The 17,884-nt window shown below is 43.3% G+C and carries 10 protein-coding genes and 1 riboswitch; of the genes, 4 read left to right on the forward strand and 6 right to left on the reverse strand.

Features of this window, described 5'->3' with window-relative positions; translation table 11 throughout:
* Window positions 1-19: 19 nt before the first annotated feature.
* The gene (locus tag ABWU87_RS01530) at window positions 20-1,285 is read right to left on the reverse strand and encodes a DUF4465 domain-containing protein (RefSeq protein WP_353332621.1); all 1,266 of its coding nucleotides are present in this window, start codon (window positions 1,283-1,285) and stop codon (window positions 20-22) included.
* Window positions 1,286-1,545: 260 nt separating this feature from the next.
* Window positions 1,546-1,758, reverse strand: a riboswitch (cobalamin riboswitch).
* A 449-nt stretch (window positions 1,759-2,207) separates the two neighbouring features.
* Here ABWU87_RS01530 and ABWU87_RS01535 point away from each other — a divergent pair.
* Complete coding sequence (locus ABWU87_RS01535; protein ID WP_353332623.1) at window positions 2,208-4,523, forward strand: glycosyl hydrolase family 95 catalytic domain-containing protein; 2,316 nt, start codon at window positions 2,208-2,210, stop codon at window positions 4,521-4,523.
* A gap of 343 nt (window positions 4,524-4,866) precedes the next feature.
* The gene (locus ABWU87_RS01540; protein ID WP_353332625.1) at window positions 4,867-6,186 is read left to right on the forward strand and encodes a hypothetical protein; all 1,320 of its coding nucleotides are present in this window, start codon (window positions 4,867-4,869) and stop codon (window positions 6,184-6,186) included.
* A gap of 123 nt (window positions 6,187-6,309) precedes the next feature.
* Here the strand turns inward: ABWU87_RS01540 and ABWU87_RS01545 are convergent, their stop codons facing one another.
* Entirely contained in the window at window positions 6,310-7,686 is a 1,377-nt protein-coding gene (locus ABWU87_RS01545) for a tryptophanase (protein WP_353332627.1), read from the reverse strand.
* A 474-nt stretch (window positions 7,687-8,160) separates the two neighbouring features.
* On the opposite strand from ABWU87_RS01545, the gene ABWU87_RS01550 reads away from it, so the two are divergent.
* Complete coding sequence (locus tag ABWU87_RS01550; protein ID WP_353332629.1) at window positions 8,161-10,089, forward strand: alpha-L-fucosidase; 1,929 nt, start codon at window positions 8,161-8,163, stop codon at window positions 10,087-10,089.
* A gap of 237 nt (window positions 10,090-10,326) precedes the next feature.
* Here ABWU87_RS01550 and ABWU87_RS01555 read toward each other — a convergent pair whose 3' ends face one another.
* Window positions 10,327-11,550 carry a DUF2264 domain-containing protein gene (locus tag ABWU87_RS01555; RefSeq protein ID WP_353334393.1) on the reverse strand — a complete coding sequence of 408 codons (1,224 nt, stop codon included), beginning with the start codon at window positions 11,548-11,550 and terminating at the stop codon, window positions 10,327-10,329.
* 488 nt (window positions 11,551-12,038) lie between these two features.
* Here ABWU87_RS01555 and ABWU87_RS01560 point away from each other — a divergent pair, with 488 nt between their 5' ends.
* Complete coding sequence (locus ABWU87_RS01560) at window positions 12,039-12,269, forward strand: DUF4248 domain-containing protein (protein ID WP_353332631.1); 231 nt, start codon at window positions 12,039-12,041, stop codon at window positions 12,267-12,269.
* 349 nt (window positions 12,270-12,618) lie between these two features.
* Here the strand turns inward: ABWU87_RS01560 and ABWU87_RS01565 are convergent, their stop codons facing one another.
* The 3 genes from ABWU87_RS01565 to ABWU87_RS01575 form a co-directional block, all read right to left on the reverse strand.
* On the reverse strand, window positions 12,619-14,190 hold the full coding sequence (locus tag ABWU87_RS01565) for a beta-N-acetylhexosaminidase (protein ID WP_353332633.1): 1,572 nt from the start codon (window positions 14,188-14,190) through the stop codon (window positions 12,619-12,621).
* Window positions 14,191-15,087: 897 nt separating this feature from the next.
* Window positions 15,088-17,271 carry a VapE domain-containing protein gene (locus ABWU87_RS01570; protein WP_353332635.1) on the reverse strand — a complete coding sequence of 728 codons (2,184 nt, stop codon included), beginning with the start codon at window positions 17,269-17,271 and terminating at the stop codon, window positions 15,088-15,090.
* A 104-nt stretch (window positions 17,272-17,375) separates the two neighbouring features.
* Window positions 17,376-17,498 (reverse strand): hypothetical protein, encoded by a 123-nt coding sequence (locus ABWU87_RS01575; protein ID WP_353332637.1) that lies wholly within the window; start codon window positions 17,496-17,498, stop codon window positions 17,376-17,378.
* Window positions 17,499-17,884: the final 386 nt, after the last annotated feature.

Genomic DNA, 17,884 nt, shown 5'->3' on the forward strand with positions numbered 1-17,884 from the left:
TTTTTATAAGTTTCAAACTCTATCGTTTTATTAATTTTATTGTTTGCCCGTTCATTCTTACAAAGTACACGCCATTTGCCCAACTGCTCACATTTATTAGCGTATTGGCTTCGTAATTGGCGTTTTCATATACTCTAACCCCATTTATAGAGTAGATTGTTACGTTCCCGCTTAAGCTCAGAATGGTAAAGGTTGAAGCAGGATTCGGAGAAATAATACTCTGTAATTTTGGTTGTTTTAACTCTGTAGAGAGTGTAACATCAACCGGAATCCGGACAAATGTTGTCACACCCAGAACAGTCCGGCTAACAACAAGCGAAGTTGTGCCTTCCGAAGCTGAATTTATCTGCAGGTTATCTGCATTAATGGTAGCTGTGGCATAAGTGGCATTGGGTGCATCGGTAATGGTATATACAGGATTTGAAGTTGCATACTGAATTTCTGAACCGGAAGCTGGCGAAATAAGGTTGAATAATGAACCGAGCGATAAAGTAAACGAGGTGTTTGGATGCATATTCTGCTTATCAGCAGGAGTTATATTTCTTTCTCCACCAAAATTATCCATGCAAAAATAGAGTGGGATAGTGGAACCTGAAGCATTCTTTCTCGTGCCATCTGCTTTAAAATCAATGTATTTCACGATTCCGAGTTCGCGAAGGTCAAACCATTGCCAGGAATCTAGTGTGTAATGATTGTCAGGATTCTCGGAACGATAATCGGCAAGGTAGAAATCCAGCGATTTGCCGTTGCTGCCTTTAGCGGTAATCTTGTACCAATCGCCTACCCCAAATGGGGTATTTGCATCCGATTGTCCGGTAGAATTCATTCCGGTACCATGTTCGGAAACATACTTCACCCAGGCAGAATTGGAAATATAAAAACCGCTGATTTGTTCTCCATTAGGCATGTCTGAGATCGTTACTCGTGTTCTGGCTCCAAATGTATATACTACTGCGTAATTTTTAGAATTATCTACTCCGTGTCCCACTGCCGACCGAAACTGTTGATTAAGAAAATCGGATGGTTCAAACGAAGTTGATGTGAGATTGGAATAGGCAAATCCTCCCCAGGTTTTATAACTCTCTACCAGCGTATTGGTGAACACATAAGCTCCGCTTTGAAATACAGATTGGTAGTTGCTACTTGTATTATCTCCCCACCAGCGACTTTCAGGGTCGAGGGACAAATTATCAAAAGTTGCAGTCCTGCCGTTAACCGTCTGTCCATTTATAACATTTGTGATTAATAAGAGAAATGTTAGCGCTAGTAAAATACTTTTGTTCATAATAAAATCTTTTTAATTGGTTATTAATGATTATTTGTAAATAAGTACTGTTAGCTACTTTTACTATTGCTACATAAGCTTCTTTCGGAGATTTTTTAATCTACAGGCGGATCGTTCAGGAGTGCCTTGAATAAACAAGACATCTTTTCGTCAGATTTACAACCGGACGACAAATAAAATGACAAGTACAAAAAGAGAACTTGAAAAAAAATGAAACAATACAAGTCAGTACGTGCCGTTTTTAGCTCTATTCCCGAAGCTTATAACAATATAATATGGCAGGTCTTCTGACTTACTCCCGTGTTCTGAACGCCTTCCCAATCGTTTTCACGAATCAGTGGCTAAAGTATGTTCAGCACGCATTAGCGGAGCTTACAGCAGCGGGTCTGTTCAGGATTTTCACCTGATTCCCTTTTCATCGCATGTTCCGAAGCAAATTTGGAATATGCGACACCAAATTATTAGCAATGCAAATATATGTATAATATATGTAACGAAAAAAGATTATTCCCATTTTTTGTAAGTTTCTAATCTTGTCATTACTTTATCAATCAGCTGTTGTTTTTGGAAAGAAGGTCTCTTATATGGAATTTAAAAATGTGAATAGTTATTGGTGCGACTGATGAAATTATGAAAATGTATAAGCCAAAATCACAACGCGAATATTGTGCCAAGTAGATGGGTAAAATGCAATAATTGCCTTCAATCATTTCAAATAATCGTTAATTCGGATGATTTTGAATGAAATCTGTACTAAAAAAGTATATTGTAAAGGTCAATCTCGGCCTACATTTGCATAATGTTAGTCTAAATAAAATACATTGTAAAATAAATCTTTTATATGAAAAGAAAAATTATTTCAAGTTTTAAAACTATAAGAATCATTGGATGCCTGTTTTTTTGTTGGCAAGTTTCATATGGCATGAAGACACAGACAAATCTCTTGTTACCCTCATCAATTGATAAAAAAACTATTTACGAACAAGAAGTTAGTTACAGTTTCATTAAAGAGGACTCGCTCAAGACCAGAATCGTCTCCAACTTACCACAACCAATAAATGACTTGGTGTTTCAATCTCTGCCTACAGTGTGGGATGAGGCTATTCCGTTGGGTAATGGCATTATCGGAGCCTTGATATGGCAAAAAGGAGATAATTTACGCATTGGAATTGACCGGGCCGACCTTTGGGATCTACGCCCGGTTAAAGAGTTTGAGAAATCAAAAAACTATTCGTATCGCTTCGTTTGCGAACAAATTATTCACAAGAAAGACCTCAAGCCTGTTCAATCGTTGATCGATGATCGTAGTCGGCTAGATCCTGCCCCCACTAAAATACCGGCCGGAGGAATAGAGTTTTGCATTAAACCACTTGGAGAGATAGAGCAAGTTCGTTTAGACGTAGCCCGGGCGGTATGTCACATTCATTGGAAAAATGGTGTTAAGGCTCAATTCTTTATTCATGCCGCTGACAATTCCGGTCGTTTCATTTTTGAGAACTTACCAAGCGAACTGATTCCTCTGTTGGTAGTACCATCTTACGAAGAAAGTACGAATCTGGATGTTAGTATGCCTAAAAGTGTAAGACCGCTCAGTTCTTTAGGCTATAAAAAAGGAATAATCCTGCACCCTAAAAAGAATATTCTTGTGTACCACCAACAAGCCTGGGGCAAAGTTTCTTACGAAATTGCACTGACTTGGAACACTTTTAATAGCTCAACGTTGGAAGGCTCTTTTTGTGTAACATCAAAGGGCACATGGTATTCTGAGTCCAAGAAAGCACAACAACTATTGGAACAATCATCTCATATTAGCTACAAGAAGGCATTGCAGCAACACGTTGCTTGGTGGAAAAATTATTGGGCGCAATCAGAAATTTCTATTCCCGATCCGCTTTTAGAAAAACAATGGTATTTAGAGCAATACAAATTTGGAGCCTCTTCACGTAAGAATGCACCGCCTATCTCTTTACAGGCTATATGGACGGCAGATAATGGACAAACGCCTCCTTGGAGAGGCGATTTCCACAATGACTTAAACACACAGTTGAGTTACTGGCCTGGATATAGCTCTAATCATTTGGAAGAATCATCTGTTTTTACCGATTGGCTCTGGAAAATCAAAGATAACTCTAAAGATTTTACACATCGTTTCTTTGGCGTTAAAGGTCTTAATGTTCCTTGTATTGCGACACTTACAGGTAAAGCTATTGGTGGATGGAGTCCATACTCTCACTCTCCTTCAACTGCAGGATGGTTGTGTCATTATTTCTATCTGCAATGGAAATATAGCATGGATAAGGACTTCTTAATGAATCGCGCCTATCCGTTTGTAAAACAAACAGCCATTTACTTCAACAATATCTCCGTAATTGGAGACAATGGAAAGCGAAAACTCCCTCTTTCATCTTCGCCAGAAATTAATGATAATCGCATAGATGCTTGGTTTACCGAAACCACCAATTATGATCTGTCTAACATTCGTCTCACATATACCGTGGCAACTGAGATGGCAAATGCGTTAGGTGAAAGAAACGAGGCTGCTCGATGGCAAAAGCTGCTGGAAGAGTGGCCGCAAGAAGCGTCTGATGAAAATGGTCTACTTATCGCCCCCAATTATCCGTTGAAGGAATCGCATCGCCACTTGTCGCACATGCTTTCTTTTCATCCTTTTGGACTTATTGATGTCAGTAAGGGAGATACTGATAAAGCATTGATTCTGAAATCGATTAAACATTTTGAAGATTTGGGTCCGGATTGGTGGATTGGCTATACCTACGCCTGGTTAGCCAATATGAAAGCAAGGGTCATGGATGGAGACGGTGCATTAAAGAACTTGCATATTTTTATTAAGGCTTTTTGCTCGCCAAACAGTTTCCACTTGAACGGCGATCAAACCAGGTCTGGTTATTCCAGATTCGATTATCGCCCGTTCACTTTAGAAGGGAACTTTGCCTGTGCTAGTGCCATACAGGAAATGTTAATGCAAAGCCATACGGGAGTCATCAAGCTATTTCCTGCTTTGCCTCACAATTGGAAAGATGCTTCGTTCAAGAGATTCCGTGCCATGGGAGCTTTTCTTGTATCTGCTGTATATCAGAACTGTTCAGTGAAGGAGTTTACCGTCGAATCAGAAAAGGGTGGTTTGCTGAGAATGGAAAATCCATATACCGGAGAGCTGATCGAGAAAGAAATGAAAGCAGGAGAGGTCTTCAGATTAACTGCACCTGCTGGAAAATAAATAATAAAGATTGTTCAATAAAAAGAACATTTCTGTTTCTTTAATAAGCACAATTGGGTTGTTTACTGAGCTGACATTTCGATGATCTAATGTGTCGAAATGTTGGCTCATTTACCAATTATGTATTGACTGTAATGCAACCAGTATATTGTCCAAGGATTTTTTTGGCTGGCACCAAAGAGAATTGCATATTGTTCTTTCGGTAAAGAAACAATTAGTTAACCTTGAAATCCCTTTTTGATTTTTAAATTGGCAATAATCAGATGATTGTATAACTAAATCGAAACAAATGTACATAGATTTACAGAAAGAATCCTCTACTTTTACACTAAAAATATTAGTTATGAAGCCAAAATTAATTCATTGGATTATACTGCCCATTTTATTCATTTGTTGTTCTAAATCAACTGCGCAACAATTAGCAGAAACTATTCTTCAAGATGTATCGTTAAAACAAGTAGACAGTATGGCTCGTGCTGTAATTCGAAGCGGATTTAATGCCGGAAGTGGATATTCTCAGATCTGGGCACGCGATATGAATACATTTGTTGAAACCGCTTGCGAGGAGAGTAATCCCGCTGACCTGCGAAACGCTATTCTGCTTTTCTTTGCTCTTCAGCAACCAAACAATGAGATGATTGATGGTTATGTATTAAAAAAAGACTTCACATGGTACGATAACACCCCCTATTACTCTGATGCAGCTCCCAATCATGTGGCTTTTAAAAATACGGTAGAAACTGATCAGGAAACATCACTTATACAAATCGTAGGAAAGTATATTTGCAAAACAGGTGATTGTTCTATCCTGAAAGAAACCATTGCTGGAAAAACTGTGTCAGAACGCATGGAGTTGATGATTGATTATCTGATGACTGAACGTTACAGCAAAAAATATGGATTGCTTTATGGCGCTATGACTGCCGATTGGGGAGATGTGCAGCCTTATGATGATTTTGGATGTGATATGAATAATTTATCGTATCGCGCCATTGATGTATATGACAATGCTATGATGATTATAGCACTTGATTATTTGCAGAAGATGACGAATGACCAGACGAAGAAAACGCATTGGAAAGAGTTGCGAAAAAGTTTCGTTAAAAATACGCGTAAATATTTGTGGGATAAAAAAAGAAATAAATTCATTCCTCACATTTATATAGATAAATCACCCATTCCAGATGGGTTCAATGAACTTGATGTGCATTATCATGGTGGAACATCTGTTGCAATCGAAGCTGGTTTGCTATCAAAAAAAGAGATCTCCATAGTTCTGAAACAAATGGTTGAAAATGTTCATCTATCTGGAATGCCAAGCATCGGACTAACTCTTTATCCGGTTTATCCGGAAGGCTTTTTCCATGGTGGAATGTCGAAACCGTATATTTATCAGAATGGTGGTGACTGGACCTGGTTTGGAGGACGTATGATTCAACAACTCATTGCTTATGGTTTTGTAGAAGATGCATATACACAGGTTCGTCCGATGATAGATAGGGTGATTAAAAATAAAGGTTTTTATGAATGGTATGGCAAAGGAAATATACCAAACGGTTCGGGGAATTTTAAAGGTTCTGCCGGTGTATTAGCTAAAGCTATAGAAATGTTTCATCAGTGGGCTGAAAAAAAACAAATAAACTGTAAATTCAAAAGTAAATAACTCTTTTATTTTTACGATCGTTATGAGACACAGTGGAGAGTGTCAAGGAAATAAAACGATGTAATATTTCTTAGTCTCCCGAGATTCTATTTATCGGGAGACTAAGTGTTATTGTTAACCGTACTATTCCGCCCGTTTCAGTTTAACGGTGAAATGCCTCATCAGCTCCGCTTCCCATTCAATCTCCATACCTTTGGTAATTGATTCGCGGCGGTCGAATACATTCTTCAGGGCAGCGGCAATTACATCCATGTGGTTGTTGGTATATACCCGGCGTGGAATGGCAAGGCGCAGCAAGTCGAGCCCGTTGAAGCGGTTCTGGCGCGTAATTGGGTCTCTGTCTGCCAATAGGTAACCAATCTCGCATCCACGGATTCCTGCCTCCAGGTAGAGCTCTACCGCTAGTGTTTGAGCCGGGAATTGCTCTTTCGGAACGTGTGTAAGCACTTTCGGAGCATCTACGAAGATGGCGTGTCCGCCTGTGGGGCGTTGGTAAGGAATTCCGTATTCGTCCAGTTTCTTGCCTAGGTACTCCACTTGTTTGATGCGGGTTTCCAGGTTCTCGAACTCGGTATTCTCGTCCAGACCCACTGCCAGTGCGTTCATATCCCGTCCGCTCATACCTCCGTAAGTAATGTACCCTTCAAAAATAATATTCTTCACCTTAGCTGCATCGTACCATTCCTGCACGTTTGTTGCAATAAAGCCTCCCATGTTCACAATGGCATCCTTCTTGGCGCTCATTGTCATGCAGTGGGCATACGAAAACATCTCCCTGCAAATCTCCTTAATGCTCTTATCCGCGTATCCCTCTTCGCGAGTCTTAATAAAGTAAGCATTCTCGGCAAAGCGGGCAGAGTCTATAATCACCTTCTTGCCATATTTATCGGCCAGCGCCTTTGTCTCGCGCAGATTCCGCATAGAAACCGGCTGTCCGCCCGAAGTATTGTTTGTACAAGTCATAATGATGAATGGCACACGGTCTCCATCCTTTTTCAGCACTGCCTCCAGCTTGTTGATGTCCACGTTCCCCTTGAAAGGAATCTCCAGCTGCGTGTTTTTCGCTTCGTCAATGGTACAGTCCACTGCAAATGCCTTTCTCATTTCGATGTGTCCTTTCGTGGTGTCGAAGTGTGAATTCCCCGGACAGATATCCCCCTCTTTTATCAGGCAAGAGAACAGCACGTTTTCGGCACCTCGCCCCTGGTGTGTGGGTAGCACGTACTCAAATCCGGTGATGCGTGTCACGGCATCTTTCATCTGATAGAAGGAAGATGCCCCTGCGTAGCTTTCGTCTCCCACCATCATTGCTGCCCATTGCCTGTCGCTCATAGCTCCAGTGCCCGAGTCGGTTAGTAAATCAATATAAACCCGGTCGGCACTGAGTTGAAATACATTGTAATGAGCCTCTTTCATCCATTGTTCGCGTTCCTGGCGAGTGCTTTTTCTGATTGGTTCAATCATTTTTATTTTCCATGATTCTGCAAATGGTAATTCCATAAATATATTCTTTTTGTGATGATAAAATAAGTATTGGCCGACTATCTTTCAATGCTTTGATAACCGGCAGTTAATAAGTGAATAAAATATATTAAATGGCTGGGGTAAAGTGGTCTCTATCCTTTACGTTGAGGAATACAAGTTGGTAAATGCTATTAAAAGATTTTTCTGAGCCCATAGCTTTTGACTGATGTTTTTCGTGTGTGAAAATAATATTCTTTATAGTTATTTCCAAATAATATTATCGCAAATCCACTTTTGAGAACGAAACTTTGCATCTCTTTTTAAAGACAAGGAAACATCAGTCGGGTAATAATCTGTATCTGGCTATTAAAACAACGGATAATTACTTGTAGATTCATTCATTTATGTATTTCTTTGCACTAATTCTAATGAGAAACAGCATGTATATCATCCTTTTACACATTCCGTTTATTAAACCAATATTACAACTAACTAAAACACAATTAACTTATGAGAAAATTAGTATTGGCAACAGTATTACTTCTGGTTTGTGCCGGCAGCCTTTTGGCTCAGCGAACAACGGCAAAGCCTCCAAAACCCTATGGCGCTCTTCCCTCTGCAGGTCAGGTAAAATGGCACGAGATGGAGATGTATGCATTCATCCATTTTTCAATAAATACCTTTACCAATAAGGAGTGGGGGTATGGCGATGAAAGCCCTACTCTCTTTAATCCAACCGATTTTGATGCCGATGCCATCGCTTCGATTGTTAAATCGGCAGGACTCAAAGGAATAGTACTCACCTGCAAGCACCATGATGGTTTTTGCCTGTGGCCTACCAAAACTACCGAGCACAATATAAGCAAGAGCCCATGGAAAAACGGCAAGGGGGATATGGTGAAGGAGTTTTCGGATGCCTGCAAACGTCACGGGTTGAAATTCGGCGTTTATCTTTCACCATGGGACCGTAACAATAAGGATTACGGAAAACCAGAATACATAAAGACCTATCGCGCACAGTACCGTGAGTTGCTCACAAACTACGGACCTGTGTTTGAAAGCTGGCACGATGGAGCCAATGGTGGCGACGGCTATTATGGTGGAAGCCGAGAGGCACGCTACATTGACAAGGCAACTTACTACGACTGGGATAACACCTGGAAAATATTAAGTGAGTTGCACCCTAATGCCGTTATTTTTAGCGATATCGGTCCGGGCTGTCGTTGGGTAGGAAATGAAAAAGGATATGCAAAAGACCCCTGTTGGTCTACAATCACCTTCGAACCCGAGGACCCGAATCAGAAACTATGTCCGGGTATCTCGATTAAAAATCTGGAGAATGGCACGCACAATGGCAAGCAATGGGTTCCTGCTGAAGTCGATTTCTCAATTCGTCCGGGGTGGTTCTGGCACGAAAGTGAGAACGGCAAGGTAAAAACAGCCGCGCAACTTCTCGACCACTATTTCTTGTCGGTAGGTAGGGGTGCAAATATGATTCTGAATATTCCGCCCGACCGCCGCGGACATATTTATGAAACGGATGCTGCTTCGTTAGCTGAATTCGGCCGACTGGTTAAGCAGATGTTTGCAGTAAACTATGCCAAGGGGGCAATAGCCAAGGCCAGCAATGTTCGTGGCAAATCGGCTCAGTATGCAGCTTCGCAAGTGCTAGATGGTAGTCGGTATACCTATTGGGCAACCGATGATAAGGTTAAGAATGCCGACCTCACCCTTCAGCTAAAAGGGAAAAAAAGCTTCAACGTCATTAAAATAAGAGAGAATATCAAGCTGGGACATCGCGTAAACAAATGGGCTGTTGATGTAATGCAAGATGGAAAGTGGCAAGAGTATGCAAGTGGCGTTGCCATTGGCTCCTGTCGTTTGATACGAGGCAAGAAAGTTACAACCGATAGGGTTCGCCTGCGCATCATCGATGCCGATGCTTGTCCATGTATTGGCGAATTTGGTCTTTACGCCGAACCTCAGACTGCGACTGAAACGCCTGTTGCCAACAAGAAAAGCGAGAATTACAAGAAGTCCTGGAAAGTTGTTTCTTCCAACCAGAACATAAAAGATGCTGCCTTGGCTATTGATGGCGATTCCAAAACGTTTAGCACCCTTCCTTCAGGGGCTGATGCAGCATTAACTGTTGATATGGGGGCCGAAGCCGCTATATCCGGATTCTGCTATGTTCCTCGTCAGGACCGTTCCGTTTCTGGAATTATAGACCAGTACGTTTTCAAGGTGAGCAAAGATGGTATCAACTGGGAAAAAGCAGCCGAGGGAGAGTTCTCTAACATCAAAAACAATCCTATTGAACAGCTGATTTCATTTCCTGGTACAATCAAAGCAAGGTACATTCAGCTTGTACCCGTTCGTACACTCGACGGTGGTCGGGCCACAGTTGCTGAACTAGGGATTGTTTCGGCAATAAAGTAGACAGATAAGCTGTTGATTACCATTCAATGGCTTGATACAACATAAAAGAGCCATTTCCTATCAATGGCTTGATACAACATAAAAGAGCCATTTCCTATGCACATTGCATGAGGGAAATGGCTCCTTATATTTTTGAAAGCTCCAAACTATGATGTAGAATGGCTCGTTAATCCATTTGTTCAGTGGCTTTTGAAGGACTCTAGTAACTTTTCGGATAGGAGAGTGCCACGTCCTGTGTTATAGAGAATGGTCTGCCTTTACCTCTTTTCCGCTCCACGCTTTTTTACTGGTCCATTCGGCATACGGGTTGCTCCAGAAGGGATCCGATGCAGGAAGGCCTAAAGATAGAAATCCGGTTGTGCACAGGTACAGACTGCCTGTATTGATATACGATTCGGACATCTTGATTTGTTTACCGGCAAACCCTATTTTCAACCATCCGTTTGCATCGAAGTTATCGGCCGATTTAAACTGATTGCGGATTACTTGGGTCAATGCGCAACGAACCTGTTCCGGTTTAACTGATTCAGGCAGCAGATGCATCAAAGAGGCCTGTGCCAGCGAATGGAAAACTCCGGTGCGGTAAACAATGGAGCGTCCCACAACAGGATATGTGCCTTCGGGAGAGATGAAGCGTTCAAGCTGCTCTGCATAGCGAGAAAGACGTTTGGTTTGTGTCTGCAGAAAATCACAACCTTCTATATTATGCTTTTTCATTACTACCAGCACATCCGTAAGCATAGGGTGTATCACGAAGCTGTTGTAATAATCCATGTGAAAGTTTTCACCATCACCGTACAAAGCATCGCCTTTGTACCACAAATCCCTGAACTTACGCACACCGTAGTTCAGACGGTTCATGTCGCATTCGCCCGTAAATTCGAGCAAGGCAGCCTCTACGGTTGAGGCAAACAAAAGCCAGTTGCTCTCGTTGGGCTTTATCACGCGACTGCTTTTCAGCTCGGCAATCATCCTTTCCTGGGTTTGCTTATCTAAATTTCCCCACAGTTGCTTCGGAGCACGAAGCAGTCCTTCGGCCAGGAAAGCCGCATCTACCAGAGGTTGCGATGGCACTCCGAAAATCAGATAGTCGGGAGAATCGGGATTTACTGCATTTTTCAACCCTTTTATGACAAGCTTGATGTATTTCTCGCGCAACTGTCCTTCCGGAGTGTTGTCGGGACCCAGTTCAAGCCATGGGGCAATGCCGCAAACGGTTCTTCCTACGGCTTCAAGGTAAGAGAAACGTTGAGTGTTGCCCGCCAATGATTCGTAAGGCATGTTCTTTTTCAAGGTTCCTTCGGCAAGGTTGTTCACTACCGGGTGGGCAATGCGAATCATTGTTTTTATCCAAAGTTCACGTTCCTGTTTTCCCGACATAGGTTTTTGCGCCCATGTTATCAGTGAAGAGAGCAGCAGGCAGATGAAAAGTATTTTTCTGATGATTTTAAAATCAGGCATTACAGTTTGTGGTTTGTTCATGATGTTTTTAATCTAAATATTAACAAAGTTGTTTCTTGTCCGTTTTGCCAGGCGTTATTCTTATCCGCCCCTGCAAATTGGGGTGTTTGTGGGGGCAAAGATATAAAATAATAGATTCTCAGTATGTAGATACTGCTCAAAACTGCATGTTGAGCCAGTTTCTTTCGCGCATAAAATTGCATTAGCCTTTTATTTAAACCGAGATTGTGCACACATCTTGCTCAATCTATTGGGACCCTGTTGCGCTGGTATGCCCCGATGTAATAACGAAAAACAGCGGTGCGTATTGATAAGTGCAGTATTTGCAGGCGTTGAGGCCGGAACACAACTTGCTTTGTTGGGGTTGCCTATTGCTCTGCCATAGCTTTGTATCGTGAAAATCTTATGTTTGAGGAATTTAAACTTCTCTTTTACTTGCCCATCTGCCTGATATTTAGTATATTGATATAGTAATCAATATTTATAATATGAAGAATAATTGTACGGAATTCAGAGTAAAAGCTTATGGTAAATCAGAGCTGGCGATGCTTTATAATCCGCACATGTCTGTGCGCGAGGCATTGCGTACGCTTACCCGGTGGATGATGCGTAACGAGTCACTCTACAGGGAGCTGGAGGAGATGGGCTACCGAAAGAACTGCAAGATTCTAACGCCGCGCGAAGTGGAGGTTATTACACGCTATCTGGGAGAACCGTGAAGCGGTTTCAAGAGAAAGGGTCGTGCTGTGTGCGAAAAGGCTTCTGGCACCCCGTAAATGTCTTGCAGTGGAATTTGGTTTTGTTCTTCCTGAAACAGTTAAATCTTTTCCGAGAAAGGAGATAAATTGCTGTTTAGGTGTAGAAACCGCTACTGAAATGGAAAGTAAACCGATTCTTAGAAAGAAAACGAACCGCTGTATGGAGTAGGAAAAGGATTTCTAAAACGAGAAAGCGTTTCTGAGCTGCTCGAAAGCTGGTCACCTTTGCATAAAACTCTCGCCGGGTTTTAAAAAAGTCCCGCCGTCTTTTCCAAAAAGACGGCGGGACTTTTTGATTGCTCTGTCACAATTACCCATTCTGCAACACATCCTCTTTCTCCGGAGCGTTGGGTTCAGCGTGATAGTTCCTGTCGAACGGATTATAGTAGTAAATGCCCAGCGAGTCCAGGTACCGTAAGAAGTAGGGCAAACGCTGCATAAACAGACTGAAATCCTTTCGCAGGGCAGGAGTCCAGGCCGACTCGGCCATGGCTGTCAGTCGGGGGAAGGTCATAAAATCAAGCCGTTTCTCGTCGGCAACCCTCTCTGTCCACAAGGAAATCTGCATCCCCATAATCTGCTTCTCGTAGCCCTTGAACAGGTGCGACACAGGTTCGGGGAAAAGGTAGATGTCCTCTATCGGATTGTAGCCATCCCACTGCCTACCGGTTTTGTGTGCTCCATCCTGAATGAAGTCGCCATACAGCGGTCTTCTCGGCGTAAGGATAACGCGGTAACCCCTTTCCAGCGCCTTGAGCAGCTGACTTCTCTGGTCGTGCCGCCACCACATTACAACGGCCTTGTCGGGCGAAATGCCGGCATCCACTATCTCGTCCCACCCAATCATGGTCTTTCCTTTCGAAGCCAGCAGGTCGGCTGCCCGGCGAATGAAGTAATGCTCGAGTCCTGTTTCGTTCACTAGATTTTTTTCTTGGATAAAACGCTGTATTTCCGGGTCGGTAAACCAGCTTTGGTTGCCAAAATGCACCTCGTCTCCCCCCAGGTGAACGTAGGGCGAGGGGAACAGCTGAATTATTTCATCGAGCACATCGCTGATAAACTGGTAAGTCTCCTCCTTGCAAGGATGAAAGGTGAAGTGCTGCCACCGGCCTTCGCCTCCGCCCGAAAGCTCGGGATATGCCCGGCAAGCGGCAGTGGCGTGCCCCGGCATGTCGAATTCGGGGATAATCATGATGTGTCGTTCGGCAGCATAGGCCACAATTTCCTTTATCTCCTTCTGGGTGTAGAAGGTTGGCGCCGCCAGTGGGTCGTGCCAGTTGCCCACAGCCCCAATCTGTGTCAGCTTCGGGTATTTTTTTATCTCAATGCGCCAGCCCGGTTCATCCGTTAGATGCCAGTGAAACACGTTGAGCCTGAGTGAAGCCATGATGTTGAGCAGCTGCTTTACCTTCTCCTTTCCGAAGAAGTGACGGCTCTCGTCGAGCATAAATCCGCGCCATTCGTAGCGTGGCGAGTCGTCAATCCTGCAACATTTCACCTTGCCCTTCCCGAAGCGAGCCAGCTGCATCAGCGCCTCCTTGCCATGGTAGAGTCCCGACTCCGAAGATGCTTTCAGGATGATGGAATCGGCGTTTACGGTAAGCTGATATCCCTCTTCGGGCATGCCCAATTCTTTGTTGAGCAGTAGTGTAATTGTGTTGGGACGGGCGGTAGGGGTGAAAAACTCTTTCAGCTGAAGCGACAATTCAGAAGCCAGCTTTGCAGCATATTTCTGATTGCCCCCAATCAGAGTCTTGCTTCCAATTCCAAACTCGCTCTTCATGCTTTTGTAAGATGCCGGGGTGGGAAACAGCGGTTGCTGCGCCATTACGGCCACGAATGCCATTACGGCCATGATAGATAAACAAAGTCTTTTTTTCATATCTCGGTACTAAATTTAATGTAAACCTGTGTTGTTGCTGCTTTTTCGGATTGCTCCCCGTTTTTTGGGGACGCTTCGCTCCACCGTTCGGGGCATAAAAGTACTCTCTTTATAGTTTCCCAGCAATATATAGCCCTATATTATTAATTTTTTTAAGAAATTAAGGTTGTTGGCGCACAAGGCTTATAGTTTGCGTTGCACTTCATTTATTGACCAACTATGGAAGTATATGTAGAATCGGAATATTATTGCCCAGGATGCCGATGTGATGATTCTTAGTCTTGAAGTTAAATAATTGAACATTTGCAAAAAAATATGGTTAGTCTGGTGAGTATGATTAGATAGTTTCCTATAACTTTATATTTTTTATATTTCCCTATATATATATAGTGCAATTGTATTTTTATAAAAGGTTTAGAAATAGACTAATTATACTAACCATACTAACCATAAAGGGCTGTTTTTGTTTTAGAATATATAGTTAAATGCTTGATTATCAACAATGTTTATTTATTTTGATTTTTATTGATAAAATGTACTAAATTGTGATTATTACTCCGTTCTCAGGAAATAGCCTTCTGCTTTGTCTAAAAATCAACTGAAATATGCATCAAAACATGCAGGTTACACATGGTAAAACAAATAAGGGTGTGAATTTTATCTTTTAAAATAATGTTACAGATAGAAAGGGTAGGCACACTTATATACAAATAAATAGCATATTGAAAGAGCTTAATTTGGATACAATGCCAAGCTGATATTACTTTTCCTGCATTGCGGCAGCTTTTGATCTCTTTTATGCAATATACCCATCTCATTGGCTTATAGACAAAGAAAAAAGCCCCGCTACCATAATGAAAGTAGCAGGGCTTTATTCAGACATCGGTCAAGGATGGATTACAAGTCAAGATTCTGCTGAGTGGCATCAGGGTTTTTCTTTACTTCGTCATTGACATGCTTGTTAAGCGTAACCTCTTCAAAGTTAATAACATGCACTTTGTGTTTAAAAGCACCAGAGCGGCTTGCCATTTGCTCAAACCCCATCTTCCGCATCACCCTGCCAATGGTAACCTTGCTTCCGTGAGTAATATTTAAACCATTGCGTTTATGCAGCAGGTCGGCAATATCGCTTGCGGTGAGGTAGGAAATCTTGTCGCCGGTACCGGGCTTGCGCAGGTTTCCCATGATGAGTTCCTCTTCGGCAGTCATCTGCACAAAGCGTTCGTTGCGCTTGTCTATCATCAGTGCCTCTTCCTTGGTAAACCAGAACCGGCATTTCTTATCCTGAAGCATGTGCATCACCTGGGCATACAGCTGCTGGTGGTTGATGGGGCTTTCGTTGTCGAAACTAAGCGTTTCGAAGCAAAGGAATCTACGCGTGCCTGTTGTATCGGTAAGGATATCAAGATTGTTAGTTGTCCCCATGAACGTGGCTATGCGTTTCAGCTCCTTGGCGCTGCGCTCGTAGGGCAAACGGATTGAGAGCCCCGAACGGGTGATAAGCCCTTTGTACTGGTTTAGTTCGCGCCCCGTCATTCCGTCTATCTCCTCGGTGTTGATAATCAGTTTGCTGGCTACCATGAGCATATCGTCCTTGTTTTCGCTGCTGATTTTCGCTTCGCTGTAGTAATCACTCAGTTCGGGCGGAAGAATGCTGCGGGCAAAGGTGGTTTTCCCGATGCTCTGATCGCCGGTAAGAATCAGTACGGCGTGATTTTGCACGTTGGCTCTTACTACGGTTGCCACCATTGCGCAGAGCCATTTCTCCAGGCAGATTCTCCAATACTCGGGAGTGGTGGTTTTTACGCGGTCGGCAAACCGGCCTATGTGGTCGGTTTTGTCCCACTGTGGCAGGTTGTTGAAATACTCCTTCAGCGGGTTGTACACGGGACTGAATTCCGATTTCAGGATGGAGTGAAGCTGCCCCACGGTGCATTCCGAGCCATGTTCCGAAAGCTCCACCCAAAAGCTGTTCAGGTGGAAGTCGTCTATCACGGTGAACTCCTGGTCGGCACCTACTTTGCGGAATTCCAGCTTGCAGGTTATCTCGTTGTAGCGGAATTCGAACCTCGAGCTTAGGAACTCTTGCGCATGAAGCACGCGGATGGCAGGCTTGCTAAGCGGCTTTATGCCATGATTCTCCGTGTTGCTGTATGCGCTTTCAAGCGTGGAATTGCGCTCTTGAGCCGGAAGATCGGGGTAACGCCAGGCTACCAGCGCCATGCATTCGTTTTTGGGAATTCCCGCCTCGTTGCACATGCACGAGAGGGTGTACAGAAAGTTGTTTCGATTTCCCCGCTTGTACTCCTCGGTGCGGCTTAGCTGCATCACCATGGCCTGGAAGTGCATGTTGTAGCTCTTCCTCACCTTGCCGCCCTTTTCCCCCACCAGGGGGATGGAGATGTTGAGGTCTGCGCCCTGTGTCTGCCTTAGTTCCTTATGCACGCGGCGCAGCTCGGCCTTGAACCCTGTGTCGTTCTCCAAGGTAACTGGAAACTTCACGGAGCCGGGGCGGAAGAACGCCTTTTCGTCGTGGCACAGGTAGCACACGCGCGGAAGGTCGCTGCCCGACTTGTCTACCTCGCACCCGGTTAGCTTTTCAATGTGTGCCGCTCCCTGTTTAAAAAGCTGTTTGTGATAGGCAATTCTCAGCTTCTGCTCCTGCTGGGGTGTGCTTCCTTCGGGGAATTCCATGGGCATGCCGCGCAACACCACCTTTAGTCCCATCCGCGGACTGTCGAAGCACACATGCGTGTACCTGCATTTCTCGAGAGCCTGGCGCACCTGTTCGCGCTTTTCGGCAGGAATGTGGTCCAGATCGAACACACACTGAAAGTTGTACACGTCGATGTTCTCCGCCCTGCGTTTCTCTTTAAACGTTCCGCTGAAGGTTACCCCCGGCAGTTGCGCCTTGAGTCGCGAAGCGGCATCGAACTCGCCCGCATCGTTCAGCCGTCTGATTTCTGCGATTGTCGCTTTGTGTTTGTCACTCCGGATTTCTTCCACCACGTCGTGGATAGTCATCTCGTTCCCAATGTGGGAATGGTTGGTGATTCTACTCACCAGATTTGGGTTTTTCATGAAAAAAATAGATTTAAATGGTTATAACATATAACCATGTGGGTAAATAACGACTTAATAGTTGAGATAAAAAAGAAGTATTTGTATAAAATGTAAAATACTTACTATCTGGTGTTTAGCTTTGCCTGTGCCTTATACATAGCCGGAATAAGACCTGTTGGAGAGAGCTCGGCACGCTGTCCGTTTGCCCTGTAAAAGGTCATGAAGAGCGTAAATATTTCGGACATACTGCGACAGTCTTTACTGTGCGAATGTTTGAGTAATCCGCTGGATGCTAGGAGTATAATGTATTCGCTGAACTGTTGTGTTGTGCCATGCCATTCTAACACTCCGAAGTAGTGCCTCATCAGGATTCTGCTAATTGTTAAAAACCTTCGAAATTCGTGGTGTGTGTGCTCATTTTTCTTCTTTTTATTGAGAAAATCAAGAAGATACTCAATAATTAACTTATTTTTAGGATAAATATCCTGCTGTTCGGGGACAAATGTCTTTTCCTTTTTTTCATAATGATTATGTTTTAATTAGTAAAAAGGTGCAAAGGTAGGAAATAAAGGGGGAAGGAATTTTTTTTATCAATATAACCTTAATCATTTGCAAAGAACGAAACATTCTC

The organism is Bacteroides sedimenti (assembly GCF_040365225.1).
Classification (GTDB): Bacteria; Bacteroidota; Bacteroidia; order Bacteroidales; family Bacteroidaceae; genus Bacteroides; species Bacteroides sedimenti.

Coding starts and splice junctions, on each gene's coding strand:
- ABWU87_RS01535 (WP_353332623.1), top strand. CDS start 2,208: ATGAAGACACAGACAAATCTCTTGTTACCCTCATCAATTGATAAAAAA.
- ABWU87_RS01550 (WP_353332629.1), top strand. CDS start 8,161: ATGAGAAAATTAGTATTGGCAACAGTATTACTTCTGGTTTGTGCCGGC.
- ABWU87_RS01555 (WP_353334393.1), bottom strand. CDS start 11,550: ATGCCTGATTTTAAAATCATCAGAAAAATACTTTTCATCTGCCTGCTG.
- ABWU87_RS01560 (WP_353332631.1), top strand. CDS start 12,039: ATGAAGAATAATTGTACGGAATTCAGAGTAAAAGCTTATGGTAAATCA.
- ABWU87_RS01575 (WP_353332637.1), bottom strand. CDS start 17,498: ATGTCCGAAATATTTACGCTCTTCATGACCTTTTACAGGGCAAACGGA.
- ABWU87_RS01540 (WP_353332625.1), top strand. CDS start 4,867: ATGAAGCCAAAATTAATTCATTGGATTATACTGCCCATTTTATTCATT.
- ABWU87_RS01570 (WP_353332635.1), bottom strand. CDS start 17,271: ATGAAAAACCCAAATCTGGTGAGTAGAATCACCAACCATTCCCACATT.
- ABWU87_RS01565 (WP_353332633.1), bottom strand. CDS start 14,190: ATGAAAAAAAGACTTTGTTTATCTATCATGGCCGTAATGGCATTCGTG.
- ABWU87_RS01530 (WP_353332621.1), bottom strand. CDS start 1,285: ATGAACAAAAGTATTTTACTAGCGCTAACATTTCTCTTATTAATCACA.
- ABWU87_RS01545 (WP_353332627.1), bottom strand. CDS start 7,686: ATGGAATTACCATTTGCAGAATCATGGAAAATAAAAATGATTGAACCA.